Origin of the sequence: Galbibacter sp. PAP.153, from assembly GCF_037029175.1 — a bacterium.
Taxonomy (GTDB): Bacteria; Bacteroidota; Bacteroidia; order Flavobacteriales; family Flavobacteriaceae; genus Galbibacter; species Galbibacter pacificus.
The window spans coordinates 52,469-72,583 of record NZ_JAZEUN010000015.1 but is presented as its reverse complement, the minus strand read 5'-3'; the positions used below and the strand labels follow the sequence as shown (position 1 = coordinate 72,583).

Genomic DNA, 20,115 nt, shown 5'->3' with positions numbered 1-20,115 from the left:
TTTGGTAAAAGATTTATTCACTGGGAACAATGGCGGCCAAAGCACTTAATTTGTCTTTGGTTACTGGCTTTATAAGATGCTTTACCGAAAAAGGATATTTGTTGTTGTAGATTTTTACCTTTTGAATGTCTTCCGGGTTTATCGACGAGGTTAAAATATAGATTAGTGCTTTTTTGCTTATGGGCAATTGGCTAAATGCATCTATAAATTCCCAGCCATCGATTATGGGCATGTTTAGGTCCAGTAAAATAAGTTCGGGAAATACTTCGTTAGACGTGTTTTGGTAATAATTTAATGCTTCTTGTCCATTGCTAAACGTTAATATGCAATCGCTTATCTTGGTAACCTCGATAAGTTTTTTAACGCTAAAAATGGTTATCGGGTCATCATCGATCAAACATATAGCATTAATAGTTTTCATTAAAGTAAATTTTAAATTTCGTTCCTTTGTCAATTTCGCTTTCGGCTTCTATTTTCCCTTTCATGGCATCTATTTGGTTTTTGGTTATAAAGAGGCCTATACCGCGGGCGTCGCTATTTCCATGAAAAGTTTTGTACATTCCAAAGAGTTTGTGCCCATGTTTTTCCAAATCGATTCCCCTGCCATTATCTTCAACGCTTAAAACCGTAAAACCTTTTATCTGTTCGGCATTTATTTTTATTACGGGGTACCGGTTTGGTGCTTTGTACTTAATGGCATTGGTAAAGATATTCAATAAAATACTTTCTAGATAAGCTTTAACAACTTTAATGTCAATGTCTTCGGGAACATTGTTCTCTACTTCGGCAAAAGAATTTTTAATAAGTTCGCTAATATTTGTAAAGGCTTCGTCTATTTCGGCTTTAAGGTTAACGGTTTCGGTTTTTATATTCAGGTTTGTATTGATTGCAATAATCTCGTTTAGGTTTGAAATGGTTTCGAGCATATTTCCCGAAGCAGAATTGAGCATGTCAATAATTTCCACCTTTTTAAAAACGTCTTCTTCAACGCCCAAGAGTTCTATCAACATGGAAAAATTGGATGCATGCGACCGCAGGTTATGAGATACAATATGTGCGAAGTTAAGCAGGCGGTTGTTTTGTTCGCTGGCCACATTGATAACTTCCAGAAGTTCTTCTTCTTTTTCTTTTATATGGGTAATATCTTGTATAACAGACCAAATAAGTTTTCTTCCGGTAGAATTGGTAATGAGCACACGCGTTATCAGCGTAGGCACCAATTGCTTGTTTTTATTAAGGTAATGCCCTTCGTACGGACCGTATTTTCCTTGGTTGAGGACTTCTTTTAAAACCCTTAATTCTTTGTTTTTATCGGTTTTTGGAATAACGTCCAGATGCGTCATTTTAAGGAGTTCGTTGCTGGAATATCCGGTACTTTGTTTAAAAGAATTGTTCATGTCCAGAAATTCCCCAGACATGGCATCGTTAAGGGCAAGCCCGGTTGGAGAAAGCTCCAAGAGCGTGCGGTGCAGTTTTTCGCTTTCCTTAAGCTTTTTTCTGGCTTCGACCATCTCCTGTATTACCCTGCCTTCTGCAATAAGGAAACTCACTCTTTTTTTATGGTCCAATACCGGCTTGAGGGAAAAGTCAACATACACCTTGTTGTTGTTTTTATCCAAGATTTTTGCTTCGTACCTTACAAATTCGCCCCTTATGGCCTTTTTAAAGTTCTTTTTAAGTTTTTTTTGTTCTTTTATGGAGCCCTGCCACCAATAGGTGTCCCAAAAATATTTATTAATAACGTCTTCTGTTTCAATACCGCCAAAATTCAGTGCGGGCTCATTAATGTCTACAAGCCTTCCTTTTATGTTTAAAAATCCTGTAAACTGAAAAGTAGAATTAAAAATGCTTTTAAATGCCTGTTTGTTCTCGGCAAGTGCTCTTTTGGAGCTTTTAATTTGTTTTTCCTGAAGTGCCAATTGCAGTTCGGTTGTTTTTTGAGGGTCTATATTTTGCAAAGTGCCATAAATTTTAACCGCTTTGTCCTTTGCTTTTTCAATGTGCCCGCGAAAACGCACCCATTTTTCTTCTCCTTTGGCCGTAAGTATTTGCAGTTCCAGATCAAAATCATTCCCTTTGTTAATGGCGCTGTTAATGTTTTTTAAGGCTTGTTCTACATGTTTTCCTTCCTTAAAGAATTGAAGGAATTTTTCGAGTGTAGGAACATAATCTTGTGAAACGTCGCATATTTTTTTGGTAACAACCGTCCATTCTAAAAGATCGTTTTTAACATCGTAAAACCAATTTCCTATTTGGGCGACCTTGCTGGTTTCTTCAAGAAAAATTTTAGTTTTCAGGTTTTCTTTTTCTGAAGTTATATCGTTTAGGTATATGATGAATTCGTTGTCTGAAGGTTGAATTTTATAATAGATCCATTGTATTTTTCCTTCTGGCTGGTAATTGTAATCTTCTCCTTCTATAACCCTGCTTTTTTCCTTACTCTCGCGAACGGCATTTACCAACGACCGGGTGCCTTTAGGCAAGATGTCGGTAAAAGGTATTTTAGGGGCGTTTTCCATCGGTGCTTTGGTGAATTTATACCAGGCATCCGAGGCGCCAATTAAGTGCAAATCTTTATCTAGCAAAGCCATTGGGGTTGGGCATTGCTTGATTATAAGTAGGTTCGTCATAATATATACGGCTTTTGCTAAGCCAGTTTTTGTTTTACTCTTTATTATTCAGCCTTACGGTATCGGGTACCAAACCGGTATAATCGCCTTTATTTCTTATAACATCTCTTACAATTGATGAAGAAATATAGCTTTTTCCAGAGGAAGTTAACAAAAACACCGTTTCTATTTCCGATAATTTCCTGTTGGTATGGGCGATGGCTTTTTCAAATTCAAAATCGCCCGGGTTCCGCAGGCCCCTTAAAATAAACTGTGCGTCTATTTTTTTACAAAAGTCTACCGTTAGCCCTTCATATGTCATCACCTTTATTTTTGGCTCATTTTTAAAGGCTTCTTCAATAAAATGCTTGCGTTCTTCCAAGGTAAACATATAGTTTTTTTCCGCATTAATCCCAATGGCAATAACCAGCTCGTCAAAAAGTGTGATGCCTCTTGTTATAATGTCGTAATGTCCCAATGTAATAGGGTCGAAAGACCCTGGAAAAATAGCTCTTCGCATTTTACATTCTTTTTGTAAAAGGGTTAAGGAATTGTAAATATAGCAAAATAGATTTTGCTATTTTATTGCTTCTTCAATAGCGTTGTCAAATAAATCGTTTAACGATATTCCGGCTTTGGCCGCCTGTTGTGGCAAAATACTTTCGGCAGTCATTCCGGGAATGGTATTGACCTCTAATAAATAAGGCTCGCCATCCACAAAAATGTATTCGCTCCGGCTAAAACCTTTCATCTTTAGGGTTTCATATACTTTTTTGGCAGTATGGATTACTTTTTGGGTCATTTCATCACTAATTCTTGCCGGTGTAATTTCTTGTGATTTTCCTTGGTATTTAGCTTCATAATCAAAAAAATCGTTTTCGGATACTATTTCGGTAATGGGCAGCACTGTTACGTTGCCTTTGTAGGTAATAACGCCAACAGACACTTCAACACCGTCTAAAAACGATTCAATAATAATCTCATCGTCTTCTTTAAAAGAATTTTCGATTGCTGGAAGTAACGCTTCTTTTTCATTCACTTTAGAAATCCCAAAACTCGAACCCGCTTTGTTGGCTTTTACAAAACAAGGTAACCCAACTTTTTCAACAATGGCCTGGATATTAATTTCTTGTCCTTTATTGAGATAGAAGGATGTGGCGCATTTAATCCCGAAAGGCTTCAAGGCCGCCAAGCAGTCTCTTTTGTTAAAGGTAAGTCCAGCTTGGTACATGGGGCAGGAGGTATGTGGGATGCCCAACAGCTCTAAATATCCTTGTAAATAACCGTCTTCTCCGGGCGTGCCGTGAATGGCATTAAAAACACAGTCGAATTCAATGGTTTTGTTATTTTGGGTAACGGTGAAATTGCCTTTGTTTATTGGAATTTCTTTTTTGTCATCAGTAATATAAACCCATTTGTCCTTTAAAATATGGAGGGGATAAATATTGTATTTTTCAGTATCCAGATGGTTGCAGACCACTTGCCCGCTTTTTAGTGAAATTTGGTACTCAGAGGAGTAACCGCCCATAACAACACCAATGTTTTTTTTCATTTTTAATATTATAATAGGAAATTTATCGTTGTATCAAATGTATTAATAAATTAATTTAGAATCGGCATAAAAAGACTTTAGCACTAAAAACAGCCATAGAAATAAATTAGGTGTTGAGTTTTTATATCTTTGCTGAATAATAAAGAAAGATGAGTTTCATAAAATTTATAACAAGCAAGACCTTTTTAAAGCAAATAGCACTTGCAATACTGGCCGTTGTGGTATTGGTAATTTTAATTATGCAATACTTAAAGGTAACCACCAACCACGGCGAATTTGTCTTGGTCCCCGACCTTTCTAAAAAATCCCTCCGGGAAGTTGAAGAGATTATGGAAAAGGCAGACCTGAATTATGTTGTACTGGACTCTACAAACTACAATCCCGATTATCCGCGTTTTTCGGTCATCGAGCAGGATCCCAGTGCAAACAAAGAAGTCAAGGAAGGAAGAAAAATATATTTAACCATTAACCCTTCGGGCTATAGAAAAGTAAGTGTTCCAAACGTAATACAAGTTACCAAAAGGAATGCCGAATCCATGCTTAAAGCGGTTGGCCTTAGCGTAGGAAAGGTAACTTATGTAAACGAAATTGGTAAAGACATGGTGTATTATGTACGCTATGAAGGAAAAAATATACTTCCGGGGCACCAATTGCCCAAAACCACCGAGGTAGAACTGGTTTGCGGCAACGGGAACAGGGCCAATGTTTCGGTGGAATAAATTGTAAATTGAAAAATGGCTGAGGATACACAAGACGATTTTAATCAGGAGGACGAACTTTACGAACATTATAGTTTTACTGCCGGAAAAGGGCAGGAACCTTTGCGGGTAGATAAATTTTTAATGAACTTTATTGAAAATGCTACCCGAAATAAAATACAGCAGGCTGCAAAGGGCGGGAATATATATGTAAATGGTACCGCCGTAAAATCGAACCACCGGGTAAAGGCAAACGACCAAGTTAAAGTTTTGTTTGAGCACCCGCCGCATGAATATTTGCTTACTCCGGAAAATATCCCCTTGGATATTGTTTTTGAAGATAATACCCTGTTGGTTGTAAATAAGCCTGCCGGGATGGTCGTGCACCCCGGGCACGGAAATTATTCGGGAACGCTTATAAATGCTTTGATATACCATTTTGAAAACCTGCCGCTTAACAGTAACGAGCGTCCGGGCCTGGTGCACCGTATAGATAAAGATACCAGTGGGCTATTGGTGGTGGCCAAGACCGAGCATGCATTGAACCACTTGTCCAAACAATTTTTCCATAAAACCAGCGAACGTGAATACCAAGCATTGGTTTGGGGCAATTTTGCAGAAGACGAAGGGATTGTGGAAGGAAACATTGGAAGGCATCCAAAAAATAGGTTGCAAATGGCTGTTTTTCCCGATGGCGACCATGGAAAAGATGCTGTAACGCACTATAAAGTCTTGGAACGTTTTGGGTACGTTACTTTGCTGTCGTGTAGGTTAGAGACCGGGAGAACGCACCAAATAAGGGTGCACATGAAATACATAGGGCACACTTTATTTAATGACGAGCGCTATGGAGGCCATAAAATTTTAAAAGGGACCACCTTTTCTAAATACAAACAATTCGTGGAGAATTGTTTTAAAGTACTGCCAAGGCAGGCGTTGCACGCCAAAACTTTAGGCTTTGAGCACCCCGAAACAGGCAAATTTATGCGTTTTGAAGCACCCTTGCCCGAAGACATGGTAGCATGCCTGGAAAAATGGCGAAATTATGCAAAGCACCAGGAGTTATAGTCTCTGCTTTTCAGATGGAACGGTATGCCTAAATTCCAATCCGTTTATTTGCTTGAACTCGTGGCTGTTTTCGCCAAAAGAGGTTTTTATGTATTCTTTAATATTGTTGGCCAATTCAATAATCCCTTCGGTTTTGTTGTAAAAATAGTTGTCCCTTTCAACAAGCGAGTCCGAATATTCGTCCATGATTTCTTTATGGCGCAAACTACGCTTTACCATAATTCTAAATTTCTTTTTTAAGGCCTCCAATTTTATATCGGTATGGTATGGCGAATATTCGTTGGATTCTGCCAGCTCGTTAATCATGTTTCCAAAATGTGCTATTAAATTAATGTACGGCTCTTGGTTTGAATACGAGTCTTTAATGTATGCATTTACCTTTTGCTCATTTCTTACCTGAACAATATCGTCGTAATAACTTTTTACATATTTTACGGCTTCATTGTTCTCGGTATATATAATTAAATAGTCAATAATTTTATTGCACATATCTTCAAGACCGTTAAAGGCCTGCTGTTTTTCAAAGATAGCAACATTGAGCATCGCATTGTAGTTGTTTATATTTGCCATTAATTCCTTGACCGTATTATACGTTCGGTGCAAACATTCTATATGTAACCGTTGATCGGTAGAAGCATATTCTTTTCCGTAGGCTTCGCAAAAAATAATTAATAAATGAAAATCTGCTAGGTTGCTTGTAAGCTCATCTTTTGTGTATGGAGGCATATTTTTTTGTGTTACGTGTTTTTTCGCATTCTAAATATATAAATTATATTCCATACATAAAAATTTATATTTTCTAACTACTGTTTTCAAAGTAAAAAAATAGTATATAATTTTTGCAGAAAAGTGTTTTAACACATTGTATTGTATATATTCATTATAATAATTAAAACCAATTCTTCTATAGAAAACAATGAATCTTTCTTATACAAAAAACCAATGTAAGATGTTACATTTGTTGTTCAAAATCAATATAAATGAAAATAGTAGTTTCCCCGGCAAAGTCATTGGATTTTGAAAGTGAATTGCCAACAAAAGAATATACGCAACCAGATTTTTTAAAGGAAGCTGAAAAACTGAATGGAGCCCTTAAAAAGAAAAATCCAAAGAAGCTATCGTCTTTAATGGGTATTTCTGATAATTTGGCAGAACTAAACTGGCAACGCAATCAAGAATTTAAAACTCCTTTTACCGTTGAAAATGCCCGCCCGGCTGTTTTTGCCTTTAATGGTGATGTGTATACGGGGTTGGATGCTTATACAATTCCGCAGGAAAAAATGAAGCCTTTGCAAGAAAAGTTGCGTATTTTAAGTGGACTCTACGGGGTGTTGAAGCCTTTGGACTTAATCCAGCCTTACCGATTGGAAATGGGCACCAAGCTTACGGTTGGAAGAAACAAGAACCTTTACGATTTTTGGAAGAAAAAAGTTACCGCTAAACTAAATGACCAATTGACGGAAGACGAACTTTTCATTAATTTGGCAAGCAATGAATATTTTGGTGCAGTAGACGAAAAAAAGCTAAAAGTCCCGGTAATTACCCCCATTTTTAAAGATTGGAAAAACGGAAAGCTAAAGGTAATTAGCTTTTTTGCCAAAAAGGCCCGCGGGTCCATGGTGCGCTATATTATCGATACCAATGCAGAAACCATTGAAGATTTAAAAGGCTTTAATTACGACGGCTATGGTTTTAGCGAAGAACATACCAAAAAGGAAAATGAATTAGTGTTTGTTAGATAAATCTAAAAAAACGCGGAGCCTTTATACATACGTAGCTCCGCTTTTTTTATTTCTTCGTGTCCACACTTACCTTTTCTTCAACTGGAGTGCGTTTTTTTATTTTCCTACGCCGTCTTACACCGTAAGAACCGCGTGAAATTTTACCTCTTTTTGTTTTTTTATCTCCTTTTCCCATAATTCAAATTCATTTTTGTTATTCCTTAAAGTTAGTTATTTTGTCAACAGAAGTCAAATATATGTTTAAACACCAGCATCCATACGCCCCATACATCCCTAAAACAGCCACAAAATTAATTGTTGGTACCTTGCCGCCACCGCGTTTTTGCAATAAGGAATTTAAGGAAGGCGATGTTGATTTTTGCTACGGAAGCCGCGATGGTTACCTATGGATAATATTGAACAGGATTTTTAAACTGAATTTACTCTTTGAGCCAACGCCAGAAGCCATTGCCCAACGGAAACAATTTTTGAACGATTATGGCATTGGTATATGCGATATTGTCGCTTCCGCGGAAAGGGAAAAAGTAGATGCTTCAGATCTTGGAATGAAGAATGTCCAGACCCGTAACATTCTTTGGTACTTAAAAGAATTTCCTTTTATCGACACATTGCTGTTCATGGGCGGGAACAGCAAAAACGGACCTGAATATCTCTTCAGAAAGCAATTAAAAGAGCATCAAATTAAATTAGAGGCAATTTCGTTGAACATTCCCCGCATTTATCAATTTTATATAGCAAACCGTATGGTAAAAGCGGTTTCGTTAACGTCGCCGTCCGGGGCTGCAAATAGGGCGGTAGGGGCAATTCCTGCCTACAAGGCGTTAAAAAAGAAGCACCCCAATTTCAATACAATCGATTTTAGGGTGCTTCAGTATGTCAAGCATTTTAAGTAAACTTTTTGCTTAACATTTTTCTATAGGGGATTTTACTTTTTATTCTGCTGATCTTTAATCGTTTCTTCATCAATATCAAACTTGTTGGTGTCGATATTTCTGTTACCCGTTGGATTGGTCGGGTTGTTCTGCTCGTGTTTGCGTTTCCATTTCTTATCTTTAATCTTGCTCATAACTTTTGCTTTTTTAAGTTATATTCAAGGTACAAAACTAAACATGAAAACCTTATTAAAGCTATTGTAAAATCTTGTTAACTATTTAACAGTTACTATTTTAATGAGCTGCTGAGGCATTTACCTTACTGCTTCCCTTTTTAATCATCAATACAAATGGCACACATATTAAAAACAAAATACCCAAGTATAAAAATATGTCCATGTAGGATAATACAGTGCTTTGTAAGGTAATGGACCCTTCCATTAATTGATAGGCTTTTTGGAGCGATTCGTTAACACTGAAACCTTTGGACATAAACATTTGTTGATAGGCATGAAGACGCTCTTGTACCTCAAAATCTACTTTAGACAGGTTCGGGATAAGGTCCACACGGTGCTGTTGTGTAAAACGCGCCACAAAAGTGGTTATAATGGCAATCCCGAAAGATCCTCCCAATTGGCGCATCATACCCGTAAATGCAGCGCCATCGCCAATGTCCTTTCCCCTCAAGGTAGAAAGCGAGAGCGTGGTTATGGGCACAAATAATAACCCCAAGCCAAAACCACGGGCTACCAATGGCCAGAACATATGCTCAGAACCTGTGTCGGGGGTCATGAGGTTAAACATCCAATAGCTATAAACAAAGAACACTACAAAACCAATGGCGGCCAAATATTTTTGCGGAACTCCCCGCTCCAATAATTTCCCAATAATAGGCATCATTAAAGCTGTGGTTATGGAGCTTGGGACCAGTAATAACCCGGCATCGGTTGCTGTCCATCCTAAAATAGATTGTGTATATATCGGGATTATAAACGTGGAACCATACAGTCCAAAGCCAAGGATGAAGGTTAAAATAGTCCCTATTTTCAGGTTGTAATCTTTAAGCACCCGGAGATTTACAATTGGATGCTCATAGACCAATTCCCTCCAAATAAACAATAACAAACCAAATATAGATACAATACTTAATATCAAGATGGTAGGATCGGCAAACCAGTCGTCTTGTTGGCCGTGTTCCAAGACAAATTGTAACGAGCCAATAAACGATGCCAGAAAAACGATGCCCCACCAATCTACTTGATAGGCCTTCAGTTTTTCACCGTATTTAGGGCTTTTAATATAAAGAATAGTTAAAAAAGTGGCAATTATACCAATGGGCACGTTGATATAAAATATATAGGGCCACGAGAAATTATCTACCAGATATCCTCCCAATGGCGGTCCCAGTGTTGGGCCTACAATAACGCCCATACCATAAATAGCCTGTGCCATTCCTCTTTTTTCAACGGGGTAGGTTTCTGTAATAATGGTCTGTGCGGTAACCAACAGGGCACCGCCTCCCATTCCTTGTATAAAACGAAAAGCAACCAACTCCCATAAATTGGTGGCATTACCACATAAAAAAGAAGCAATGGTAAATATCATTATGGAAGCCGCAAAATAATTACGCCTTCCAAATTGTTTAGACAACCAGCTGGTCATCGGGATAATAATTACATTGGCAATGGCATAAGCGGTAATTACCCATGCAATATCGGTAAGGGAGGCTCCCAAGCTTCCTCTCATGTCATTTAGCGCAACGTTGACAATAGTAGTGTCAATAATTTCTAAAAGGGCACAAAGAATAGCCGTAATGGTTATAATGACCCTGGTGAAACCATATTCCACCAAACTATTTTCATCTTGAACTTTAACTTGTGCTTCGGCCATATCTTATTTTAAATGTACATCTACAATTACGTTCATTCCCGAACGAAGTTTTGCCAGTTTTTCGGCATCGTTATCCTTGGTAAAGTCTATTTTTACCGGTAAACGCTGAATGGTTTTTACAAAGTTTCCAGAAGCATTGTCTGGCGGAAGTAAAGAAAACTTGGCTCCGGTTGCGGGCGAAAAAGCGGTTATGGTACCTTCAAAATCTTCGCCGGGATAGGCATCTACCTCGATGGTTACTTTTTGGCCAATAGCCATTTTTTCAAGTTGTGTTTCTTTAAAATTGGCAACAATCCATTTATCGGTTGTGTTTACTAAATAAAACAACGATTGTCCGGGCTGTACAAATTGCCCCACTTGTAAATCTACATTGGAAAGCTGACCGTCTATCGGGGCGGTAACAATGGTATAACCTATATCTAGTTTTGCTGCATCCAGTTGTGCTTGAGCACTTTTTACGTTGGCTTCTGCAACAGCAATTTGCTTTTGCGATATTTCTGTTTGGGAAACAGCAGCGTTACGCTGGCTGGCACTTGCTTTTTGTTGGCTTTTAAGTACTTCCAGCTCTTTTTCTGCGGCTTGTTTGGCGGCCAGTGCTTCTTCGTATTGTTGTGCGGTAATGGAATGATTTTTATACAGGTTTTCGTAACGTTTAAAATCGTTTTCTGCTCTCCATAATTTAATTTCCGCAGTTTCTATATTCCCTTTTGCCGAGCTTACCTGCGCTGTTGAGGTTTGCACATTGGCCTTGTAGGAGCCAACACTGGCTTGCGCAACTACCAGTTGACTTTCGGCGGCGGCCAATGCGGCTTTTGCCTGCTCCAGTTTTACCTGGTAATCCTGATCGTTTATAATAAAAAGGGTATCGCCTTTTTTTACCCTGTCGTTATCGGTTACCATTACTTTTTCAATATAACCGCCTACATGGGGTATAATTGGGTTCATGTTGGCTTCTATTTGTGCATCGTCTGTTTCTTCGTGAGATAATGAATGCACAAACTTGTATGCTCCATAAATAATCCCGATAACGATTAAAGCACCAATTATAATGGCAAATTTCTTATTTGTTTTTTTCTTCTGTTCCATTTTATTGCTGATAGTAGTTTATTTTATATCTGTATTTATTTGTCCTTGAGCATCTAGAAGCTCGTAAAATTTCAGGGTAATGTCTGCCTTGGCATAAGCCAGGTTTATTTTAGACTGAAGCTGGTCGATGTCTGCTTCTAGCAAATCGTTGGTATCTACCAGGCCGTTATCATATTTATCTTTTACGATCCGGTAGTTTTCCGTGGCCTGCTCTTCTGCTTTCCGGTAAACTTCGTATTTTTTAGTTGCCAGGTTATAGCTTTGATTGGCATCTTCTATCTGTACATCTATTTGATCTCTTACCATATCAATGGTATATTCTAGTTCCCGGGCCTTGCTCTTGGCAACTTTTACATCGCTTTTTGCCTTAAAAATATCGGCCAGGTTGTACGACACGCCAACACCAAAATTCATGGCATCGGTAATGGTCATTACATTTTGAACGTCAAGGGCTACATAACCGCCCATTAATGAAAGACTTGGGTAATATTTGCTTTGTGCTATTTTAATATTGTTTTTGGCCGCTTCTTCTTGAAAATACAACGATTTAAGGTCGTTACGTTGAATACTGTCCGACAATTGTGCGGTTGAAACCAGTTCAAAATTGGCATCGCCTATGGATATTTGGGCATCCGAAGGCATTTTTAGCATGGTAATAAGATTGTAGTTTAAAATGCTTTCGTTTTTCCTAGCTTCTTCCAGACTTACTTCAATGTTAGATTCCTGCAATTGTGCCTTCAATAAATCGTTTCTGGCCAACAGGCCGTTTTGCTCCATTGCCGTAAAATCCTTGACCCGCTGTTGTGCACTTTTAAGGTTTTCTTCAATAAGTTCAACGGTTTTATGTGCTTTGTATAAATTTACATAGGTGCTTACGGTATTAAGGGCTATTTTTTCCTTTTCGCTTTTGGCATTATAGACTGCCGCCTGTAAACTGTTCTGGCTTGCCTTTACCAAATTAGAGAGTTTAAAACCGGTAAATAGCGGTACCGATGCCGTTGCCTGCCCGAGCATTAAATAACTAATGTCCGGCGGGGCTGCACCACCGGCATCGGCATCTTGGCCTGTGTCTAGTTTTATGTCGGCATTTACTTTTGTTAAATGTTGATATTGCCCCGAGATATCTAAATCTGGGTACCGGTTGCTTTTGGCCGATTTTACTTCGTATTCGGCAGTATTCACCTTAGTATCTGCTATTTTAGAGGCATCGCTGTTTAAAAGGGCCAGTTTTATGGCTTCTTCCAGCGTTAACGTAGTTTGTTGCGCCTCCATGGTCTTAATACCTAGTATGCCAAGTAGGCATATGAGTATAATTTTAATTTTCATCTGTTGTTGTTTATTTGTTTTATAGCCGTATGTAGTGCCCTGTTTTTAATTGGTAGTTAATTGCCAATGGGCATTTCATAGGTCAATAATGCTTTAATTGTTCTTTTTATATGATCTGTTAAAGTGGTGTGGACAAAATCGTCCAACGAAACATTTGGGTCTAATTGATAGGTTGCTTCATACGATCTTTTGTTGTAATAAAAATTGAAATAAGTGCCCAAAACGGTGGGGACAATCAAAGGGATATTTACATCTTTACTAAAAACACCGGCTAGTTGACCATCTTTAATAAACCGCTCTATAATGGCATAATTTTCCTTTTTTGTTTTTAGGTAACTTTCAAAATCTATTTGCCTGTTGCCGTTGGAATATTCAAAATGGATAATTTTATATACCCGCCTGTTTTTATGTATCCTCCTTACAAGAAGGGTAATAATATTGTCTACCTTTTTTAGATAATCATCACTGGAAGACAAGGCACTTTCCAGTTCAATGGTAAAATTAGCTGTTTTATAGTTTAATAATTGTTCCAACAATTTTTCTTTCGAACCAAAATAATACGAAATCATGGCAATGTTAATGCCTGCTTCTTTGGCAATGGCCCGTATGGAGGTGCCGTCATAGCTGTTTTCTGCAAACATCCGCTCTGCAACTTCAAATATGTGTATTTGCTTTTCGTTAAACTCCATTTTCCTAGTTTTTAAAAACCGATGCAAAATTAAACAATTGTTTAATTTAAACGTTTGTTTAATTTTTAAATAATCAAATTTTAACATATAACGTTATAGTTGTAGCAAGGCTCACGCCGTACTAGAAGGAGCAGGGCACAAGCGGGATATAAACCCTACAGGCTTCCATAAAAATTGCTACATTAACAATAGCTTAGCCCATAGGTTGTATTGCTTTGCCACAAGGTTTTATTACTTTATTAATACTAATAGAGTTTTGTTATTAAAGTATAATACCATAACAGTTAAGTATTGTCCCTACGGTTATAAGTACGTTCCCTACGGTGTTAAGTACAGTTCCTACCGAGCTAAGTACGGCTCCTACCATGCTAAGTATAGAAACTACCTATCTAAGTAAGACGCCGTGATAGATAGGTTCTATCCCTACGCACCTAAGTACGGTTCCTACGTTGTAAAGTATTGTCCCTACGCACCTAAGTGTAGTCCCTACGTACTTAGGTACGGCATCTACGCACTTAGGTATGGGCCTTATATGGTTATATGCTGTTGCTTTATTTATATGAATAAAATCTTTTTGCTGAAGTTGAATTTCGAGAACTCCTGCAAGGTCTTCTTTTTACCTTGTAGGAGTACATTGCCACAATAGAATACCTACAAGGTTTCAAAAACCTTGCAGGAATAAACAAATTTTAGTCCCCTACATGGTTATATGCTGTTTCTTTATTTATAAGAATAAAATTTTTTTACTGAAGTTGAATTTCTGAATGGTCAAGTAGCATAGTTTAGGTTGAATTATTACGATAAGATATGCCTAATGAAAACAATTAATTGAAAAATAGATGATGCAAAGCCCGCACCATACAATTCAAGGTGATAGCGGCATAAAAAAAATCCGATAGTTAAAACCATCGGATTTTATATACAATGAAACCTTGATTTTAAGTATTTTTAATGGACGAAACAAACGCTGGTATGCCTTCAATTCCCTTTTCGGTAATCATTTTAATAAATGCAGAGCCAATAATGGCGCCTTTGGCATAATGCGTTGCGGCATTAAACGTGTGGTTGTTGCTAATACCAAAGCCAACAATTTGCGGTGCTTTTAATTGCATGCCGTCTATTCTTTTAAAATACTCGGTTTGTGCATTCCCGAAAGTATTTTTGGCCCCGGTAACACTTGCCGAGCTCACCATGTAAATAAATCCGTTGGAAACCGAATCTATAAACCGGATGCGCTCATTAGAAGTTTGCGGCGTAATTAAAAATATATTAATGAGCCCATACTTTTCGAATATTTGTTGATACTCTTCGTGGTACACATCTACGGGAAGGTCGGGAACAATAAGGCCATCGATCCCTATTTCGGCACATTTTTTACAAAAAGCCTCTACACCATACTGCATAATCGGGTTGAAATAGCCCATAATGATAAGCGGAATGGAAACGGTTTGCCTGATGTTTTTAAGCTGTTCAAAAAGTTTAACAGAAGTCATCCCGTTTTTAAGGGCTTGGGTAGAACTGGCCTGAATGGTGGGGCCATCGGCCAGTGGGTCGGAAAAGGGAAGGCCTATTTCCAGCATGTCTGCACCACTGTCCTGTAACTTTTCAATAATGGGCACGGTATCGTCCAGGTTTGGATATCCGGCAGTAAAATATATAGATAACAGTTTTTTGTCTTCCTGTAATTTTTTATGGATTCTGTTCATTTGTTTCATATTCAGGTTTTACAAATCGAAATAATCAATGTACGTATTCAAATCTTTGTCGCCGCGACCAGATAAACTAATTACAACAACATCATCTTCTTTAAATTTTTTATGATTGAATATTGCCAACGCATGCGAACTTTCAATGGCGGGTATAATGCCTTCGGTTTTGCACAGTTCCAATCCCGCCTTCATGGCATCGTTGTCTGTAACCGAGAAAAACTCCCCGCGCCCCGATTGGTACAAATGCGAATGCATGGGACCAACGCCCGGATAATCCAATCCGGCAGAAATAGAATAGGGTTCGGTAATCTGCCCGTCGTTGGTTTGCATCAAAAGGGTCTTGCAACCATGAATAATACCTTCTTTTCCCAATTGCGAGGTGGCGGCACTTTCGCCCGAATGAATACCTTTTCCGGCAGCTTCCACGGCAATAATGCCAACAGTGGCTTCATCCAGAAAATGGTAATAGGTACCGGCGGCATTGCTTCCGCCACCAATGCAGGCAATTACATAATCGGGGTTTTCCCGGCCTTCTTTTTCTTTTAGCTGCCATTTTATTTCTTCGGAAATAATACTTTGAAAACGGGTAACCATATCAGGATACGGGTGCGGACCAATGGCAGAACCAATAATGTAATGTGTGTCCACCGGATTGTTGATCCAATCGCGAATGGCTTCATTGGTGGCATCTTTCAGGGTTTTACTGCCAGAAAGTGCCGCGCGGACCTCGGCACCGAGCATTTTCATCCGTGCCACATTGGGCGCTTGCCGCTTAATGTCTATCTCGCCCATGTACACCACGCAGTCAATTCCCATTAGTGCGCAAACAGTGGCCGTTGCCACGCCATGTTGCCCGGCGCCCGTTTCGGCAATAATGCGTTTTTTGCCCAAACGTTTTGCCAATAAAATCTGACCAATAGTGTTGTTTATTTTATGCGCTCCCGTATGGTTGAGGTCCTCTCTCTTTAAATATATTTTTGCCCCGTGCTTTTGCGATAACCGCTTGGCAAAATACAAAGGCGAAGGCCTCCCGACATAATCTTTTAAAAGTTGGTTGAATTCTTCTTTGAAAGAATCTTCACCCATAATGGCAAGATATTGTTGCCGCAATTCTTCTACGTTGGGGTATAGCATTTCCGGGATGTAAGCACCCCCAAAGTCGCCATAATATCCTTTTTTGTTTACGTTGTATGTGTTCATTTTAGTTTGTAAAGTTGAAAGTTTGTAAAGTTGAAAGTTTGTAAAGTTGAAAGTTTGTAAGGTTTTAAAGTTAAAGAGTAAAGGTTGTTCAATTCACAAATAACAGTTATCAATTCACAATTATCAATTAACAATTATCAATTAACAATTATCCCTTATCCCTCTATATTCCATAACAAATTCATTTAATAATTCAATGTTTTTCAATCCGGGTTCCAATTCAAATTTACTGTTTACGTCAATAGCATGAATGGGAAGTTTAGGATCTATATTTTTAATTTTTTCAATATGTTCAGGGCCAATGCCACCACTTAAAAAGAATGGTTTTTTAGATGGATAATCTTTCAATACTTCCCAGTTAAATGCATAACCGTTACCGCCGGGGAGTTTTCCTTTGGTGTCGAATAAATAGAAATCGACAATGTTTTCATACGGATCTAAAATTGAAAAATCGAATTCGTCTTTAATAGAAAACACTTTAATAATGACCACATGCTGAACTTGTTTCAGCATCTCAACGCTTAATGTTGCCTGAGATGTTAGTTTGTTTTTTAGCTCTTTACAATAATCAACCGATTCATTTCCATGTAATTGCACACCATTTAATTGATGCTTTTGTACTTTTTCGACAATAAATTTAATAGTGGCATCTACAAAAACACCTATTTTTTGAATGCTTTTTGGTAGTTCTGGAACAATACCATTGTTAAAACGAGCCGATTTTTCATAAAAAATAAAGCCGAGATAATCCGGTTGCAATGCTGCAACAGCTTTAATATTATCTTGGTATTTCATTCCGCAGATTTTGAGTCTCCCTCTCAATCCTTTTTCCTCGTTTTTCATATTAAAATCATTTCTTTCATTTATTAATAGGAAAAATTAAATAATTCCCCTTTCCTTTGGAGAGGGGTTAGGCGAGAGGCTTTTTATAAAATCACGTGCGCTTTCCCCAGGGTTATCGGTCTTCATAAAGTTTTCGCCTATTAAAAAGCCCTTGTAACCAAATTGTTGTAATTCTTTAATAGCTTCGATATTGCTGATGCCACTTTCGGATACTTTTACAAAATCGTTGGGGATTTTTCCCGATAACGACTTACTAATATCCAAACTCACTTCAAAAGTCTTTAAGTTTCTGTTGTTTACGCCCAGCATGTCCAAACTTGGCATAAGCGATTTGTAGAGCTCTTCTTCATTATGCACTTCAAGTAGCACATCCAAACCTATGCTTTTGGCAGTTTCTGATAAAATTTTAATTTCCTCCCGCTCTAAAATGGCGGCAATTAAAAGAATAACATCGGCACCATGGGCTTTGGCTTCTATAATTTGATAGGTGTCAATAATAAATTCTTTACGTAATAAAGGCATGTCAACAGAAGCCCTTGCAAGTAACAGATCGTCTAACGAACCGCCAAAATATTTTCCATCGGTAAGAACCGACATGCCACAAACGCCTGCATTCTCGTAACCAATGGCCACATCTTGCACATTAAGCGATTGGTTGATAACCGATTTGGAGGGCGATCGCCGTTTATGTTCGGCAATAATTCCCGTTTGACTTACTTTTAATTTATTGGACAACGAAATGCTGTTGCGGCTAAAAAGCACACTGTTTTCCAGTTGTGAAACCGGAACAATACTTTTTTTAAGGGCAACTTCCTTACGTTTATCGGCCACTATTTTATCTAGAATGTTCATTTTTTTTAGTTAGAATATTTTACGATTAAAGGATTGAAAAATTGAAAGATTTTATAATTTGATTTGTTAGTATATAATTTCTAAAGTTTGGTTTTTAAATATTTGATAAAATTGGATAAGTTTTGAGAGATTTCAATACTTAAACAATAACATCTCTCCATTTTTGATGGGGAAGTTAATTTTAATTCTTTTGCTAAGATTAGCATACTCCTTACTTCTGCGCAGCTTCCTTTTGCAATTTTCAAATATCTGATAAACTGTTTGTTGTTATTGTACTCAGACCCTTCAGCTATATTATTTGTAATTGAAATAACAGCTCTTTTTATTTGGTCTTTAAATCCAAATTCTTTTTCAAAAGGTTTGTTGTTAACCAACTCAAAAATTAATGTAGCCAACAAGATTCCTTTTTTATAAACCTCAAAATCTTCAAAAGACTTAGTTATAATCTTCCAATTTTTCAATCCTTAAATCATTTAATTTTTCAATCCCTCATTCCCATAACCCTTCAATCTTTTAATTTTTCAATCCTTAAATCATCCAACCCTTATCCCTTTTAATTTTTTAAACGCTTCCAACCCCTTACCCGATAGCAACGATTCTTTGGCAAGCTCAAAACCTTCTTTGGGGCTTAATTCTTTTACCGTTGCAATGGCCATACCTGCATTGGCGCATACAACATTGTTTTGAGCCTCGGTTCCTTTTCCGCTTAATACATCCATGAATATTTTTGCAGAAGCTTCAATGGTGCCCCCGCCCGAAATAGCTGCTTCGGTATGTTCGCTTGCCCCAAAATCTTCGCCGCTAAGCATTTGCTCGGTATTGTTCCTAATGGTTTTTGCGGGACCGGTAAGCGAAATTTCATCGTAACCGTCCAATGCATGTAAGATGGTATAGTTTTTATCGGTGTTTTGATAGAGATAACCATACATTCGAGCCAATTCTAAATTAAATACCCCCACCATTTGGTTTTTTGGAAACGCGGGGTTTACCATGGGCCCCAACATATTGAAAAAGGTTTTTACCGCCAATTCCTTACGGATGGGAGCTACATTTTTCATGGCAGGGTGGAAGAGGGGCGCATGTAAAATACATATTCCCGCTTCGTCGATGGATCTTTTCAGGAAATCGTAATCATTTGAAAATTGAATCCCCAAATATTCCATCACGTTGCTAGAGCCACATTTGGAGGAAACACCATAATTCCCATGCTTGGTTACCTGGATTCCGGCGCCCGCCGTTACAAAAGATGCCAAAGTTGATATATTAAAAGTGTCTTTTCCGTCGCCGCCCGTTCCGCATAAGTCGATGGTATTGTAACCTTCTAATTTTACGGGGATACAAAGTTCTAACAAGGCATCACGGAAACCTTCCAGTTCTTGAATGGTGATGCTGCGCATCATATAAACGGTTAAAAAAGCCGCAATCTGACTGGTATTGTACGAGCCGTTGGAAATATTTACCAATACGTTTTTAGCCTCTTCTTTGGAAATGGTTTCGTGGTTTATGAGTCTGTTGAGTATTTCTTTCATATAAATAAGTTGGGAGACGGAAGACCGTAGCCCGAAGTTTTTTATTAAACAATTTTCTTTTTTATGGCGACCAATATGTTCATGAGATCAAAACAATGATTGTATAGCGTTTTTAAATTGAGAATGTTCTATGTATTTTCTTTTATAAGATTTATGCAAACATGTAATTACTTCTGCTAAAGACCGGATTGTGTATCCCAAAAATCTTTTATACTCTGCATTGGATTGCCCAATAGAACCTTCGGCAATGTTTAAGGCAATAGAGTCTACAGCCCTTCTTATTTGTGAAGATAAATTGTACGTCTCTTTGGAAGGAAAAGTATCAGAAGCAATATTGATTTCCTCTTCTAAATCCATTGCTTTTTGCCAAACAATTAATTTTTCAAATTTAAATTTTGTTTCCATTTTTAACTTTCGTTTTTCATAAATACAACTTCTGTCTTCCAACTC

Annotated in this window: 22 protein-coding genes; 4 read left to right on the top strand and 18 right to left on the bottom strand. The window is 37.9% G+C overall.

Annotated elements, in window-relative coordinates:
• Positions 1-13: 13 nt before the first annotated feature.
• Genes UXI14_RS11200 through UXI14_RS11185 form a run of 4 tightly spaced genes read right to left on the bottom strand, consistent with a single transcriptional unit; the run spans position 14 to position 4,161 of the window.
• Entirely contained in the window at positions 14-421 is a 408-nt protein-coding gene (locus UXI14_RS11200; RefSeq protein WP_335966203.1) for a response regulator, read from the bottom strand.
• The gene (locus UXI14_RS11195; protein WP_335966202.1) at positions 408-2,630 is read right to left on the bottom strand and encodes a PAS domain S-box protein; all 2,223 of its coding nucleotides are present in this window, start codon (positions 2,628-2,630) and stop codon (positions 408-410) included. Before UXI14_RS11195 ends, UXI14_RS11200 begins: the two co-directional genes overlap by 14 nt.
• 34 nt (positions 2,631-2,664) lie before the next feature.
• Complete coding sequence (gene coaD, locus UXI14_RS11190) at positions 2,665-3,129, bottom strand: pantetheine-phosphate adenylyltransferase (protein ID WP_277900927.1); 465 nt, start codon at positions 3,127-3,129, stop codon at positions 2,665-2,667.
• 57 nt (positions 3,130-3,186) lie between these two features.
• Positions 3,187-4,161, bottom strand: a complete 975-nt coding sequence (locus tag UXI14_RS11185; RefSeq protein WP_335966201.1) for a D-alanine--D-alanine ligase — start codon at positions 4,159-4,161, stop codon at positions 3,187-3,189.
• Positions 4,162-4,310: 149 nt separating this feature from the next.
• On the opposite strand from UXI14_RS11185, the gene UXI14_RS11180 reads away from it, so the two are divergent.
• Entirely contained in the window at positions 4,311-4,880 is a 570-nt protein-coding gene (locus tag UXI14_RS11180) for a PASTA domain-containing protein (RefSeq protein WP_335966200.1), read from the top strand.
• Between the two features lie 15 nt (positions 4,881-4,895).
• Entirely contained in the window at positions 4,896-5,927 is a 1,032-nt protein-coding gene (locus UXI14_RS11175; protein ID WP_335966199.1) for an RluA family pseudouridine synthase, read from the top strand.
• Here the strand turns inward: UXI14_RS11175 and UXI14_RS11170 are convergent.
• Positions 5,922-6,653 carry a hypothetical protein gene (locus tag UXI14_RS11170; protein ID WP_335966198.1) on the bottom strand — a complete coding sequence of 244 codons (732 nt, stop codon included), beginning with the start codon at positions 6,651-6,653 and terminating at the stop codon, positions 5,922-5,924. The genes UXI14_RS11175 and UXI14_RS11170 overlap by 6 nt on opposite strands.
• Positions 6,654-6,907: 254 nt before the next feature.
• Here UXI14_RS11170 and yaaA point away from each other — a divergent pair, with 254 nt between their 5' ends.
• A complete protein-coding gene (yaaA, locus tag UXI14_RS11165) occupies positions 6,908-7,669 on the top strand; it encodes a peroxide stress protein YaaA (RefSeq protein ID WP_335966197.1) in 762 nt (253 codons plus the stop codon).
• 46 nt (positions 7,670-7,715) lie between these two features.
• Here yaaA and UXI14_RS11160 read toward each other — a convergent pair whose 3' ends face one another.
• Entirely contained in the window at positions 7,716-7,844 is a 129-nt protein-coding gene (locus UXI14_RS11160; protein ID WP_277900933.1) for a 30S ribosomal protein THX, read from the bottom strand.
• A gap of 61 nt (positions 7,845-7,905) precedes the next feature.
• Between UXI14_RS11160 and UXI14_RS11155 the strand changes: the two genes are divergently transcribed.
• The gene (locus UXI14_RS11155; protein ID WP_335966236.1) at positions 7,906-8,562 is read left to right on the top strand and encodes a uracil-DNA glycosylase family protein; all 657 of its coding nucleotides are present in this window, start codon (positions 7,906-7,908) and stop codon (positions 8,560-8,562) included.
• Between the two features lie 32 nt (positions 8,563-8,594).
• On the opposite strand, the gene UXI14_RS11150 is transcribed toward UXI14_RS11155, so the two are convergent.
• The 12 genes from UXI14_RS11150 to UXI14_RS11095 all read right to left on the bottom strand — a co-directional run bounded on the left by UXI14_RS11150 (position 8,595) and on the right by UXI14_RS11095 (position 20,070).
• Entirely contained in the window at positions 8,595-8,735 is a 141-nt protein-coding gene (locus UXI14_RS11150) for a hypothetical protein (protein WP_277900934.1), read from the bottom strand.
• A 100-nt stretch (positions 8,736-8,835) separates the two neighbouring features.
• A complete protein-coding gene (locus tag UXI14_RS11145; RefSeq protein ID WP_335966196.1) occupies positions 8,836-10,431 on the bottom strand; it encodes a DHA2 family efflux MFS transporter permease subunit in 1,596 nt (531 codons plus the stop codon).
• Between the two features lie 3 nt (positions 10,432-10,434).
• Positions 10,435-11,517 carry an HlyD family secretion protein gene (locus UXI14_RS11140; RefSeq protein WP_277900936.1) on the bottom strand — a complete coding sequence of 361 codons (1,083 nt, stop codon included), beginning with the start codon at positions 11,515-11,517 and terminating at the stop codon, positions 10,435-10,437.
• Between the two features lie 18 nt (positions 11,518-11,535).
• Positions 11,536-12,843, bottom strand: coding sequence for a TolC family protein (locus UXI14_RS11135; RefSeq protein WP_335966195.1), 1,308 nt, complete (start codon positions 12,841-12,843; stop codon positions 11,536-11,538).
• A gap of 56 nt (positions 12,844-12,899) precedes the next feature.
• Complete coding sequence (locus tag UXI14_RS11130) at positions 12,900-13,532, bottom strand: TetR family transcriptional regulator (protein ID WP_335966194.1); 633 nt, start codon at positions 13,530-13,532, stop codon at positions 12,900-12,902.
• Positions 13,533-14,470: 938 nt separating this feature from the next.
• Complete coding sequence (gene trpA, locus UXI14_RS11125; RefSeq protein WP_335966193.1) at positions 14,471-15,238, bottom strand: tryptophan synthase subunit alpha; 768 nt, start codon at positions 15,236-15,238, stop codon at positions 14,471-14,473.
• Between the two features lie 18 nt (positions 15,239-15,256).
• Positions 15,257-16,441 (bottom strand): tryptophan synthase subunit beta, encoded by a 1,185-nt coding sequence (trpB, locus tag UXI14_RS11120; RefSeq protein ID WP_335966192.1) that lies wholly within the window; start codon positions 16,439-16,441, stop codon positions 15,257-15,259.
• A 141-nt stretch (positions 16,442-16,582) separates the two neighbouring features.
• A complete protein-coding gene (locus tag UXI14_RS11115) occupies positions 16,583-17,236 on the bottom strand; it encodes a phosphoribosylanthranilate isomerase (protein WP_335966191.1) in 654 nt (217 codons plus the stop codon).
• 84 nt (positions 17,237-17,320) lie between these two features.
• On the bottom strand, positions 17,321-18,136 hold the full coding sequence (gene trpC / locus UXI14_RS11110) for an indole-3-glycerol phosphate synthase TrpC (protein ID WP_335966190.1): 816 nt from the start codon (positions 18,134-18,136) through the stop codon (positions 17,321-17,323).
• 80 nt (positions 18,137-18,216) lie between these two features.
• Entirely contained in the window at positions 18,217-18,597 is a 381-nt protein-coding gene (locus tag UXI14_RS11105; RefSeq protein WP_335966189.1) for a four helix bundle protein, read from the bottom strand.
• Positions 18,598-18,669: 72 nt separating this feature from the next.
• Entirely contained in the window at positions 18,670-19,665 is a 996-nt protein-coding gene (trpD, locus tag UXI14_RS11100; protein WP_335966188.1) for an anthranilate phosphoribosyltransferase, read from the bottom strand.
• Positions 19,666-19,752: 87 nt separating this feature from the next.
• Positions 19,753-20,070 carry a four helix bundle protein gene (locus UXI14_RS11095; protein WP_335966187.1) on the bottom strand — a complete coding sequence of 106 codons (318 nt, stop codon included), beginning with the start codon at positions 20,068-20,070 and terminating at the stop codon, positions 19,753-19,755.
• Positions 20,071-20,115 lie beyond the last annotated feature (45 nt).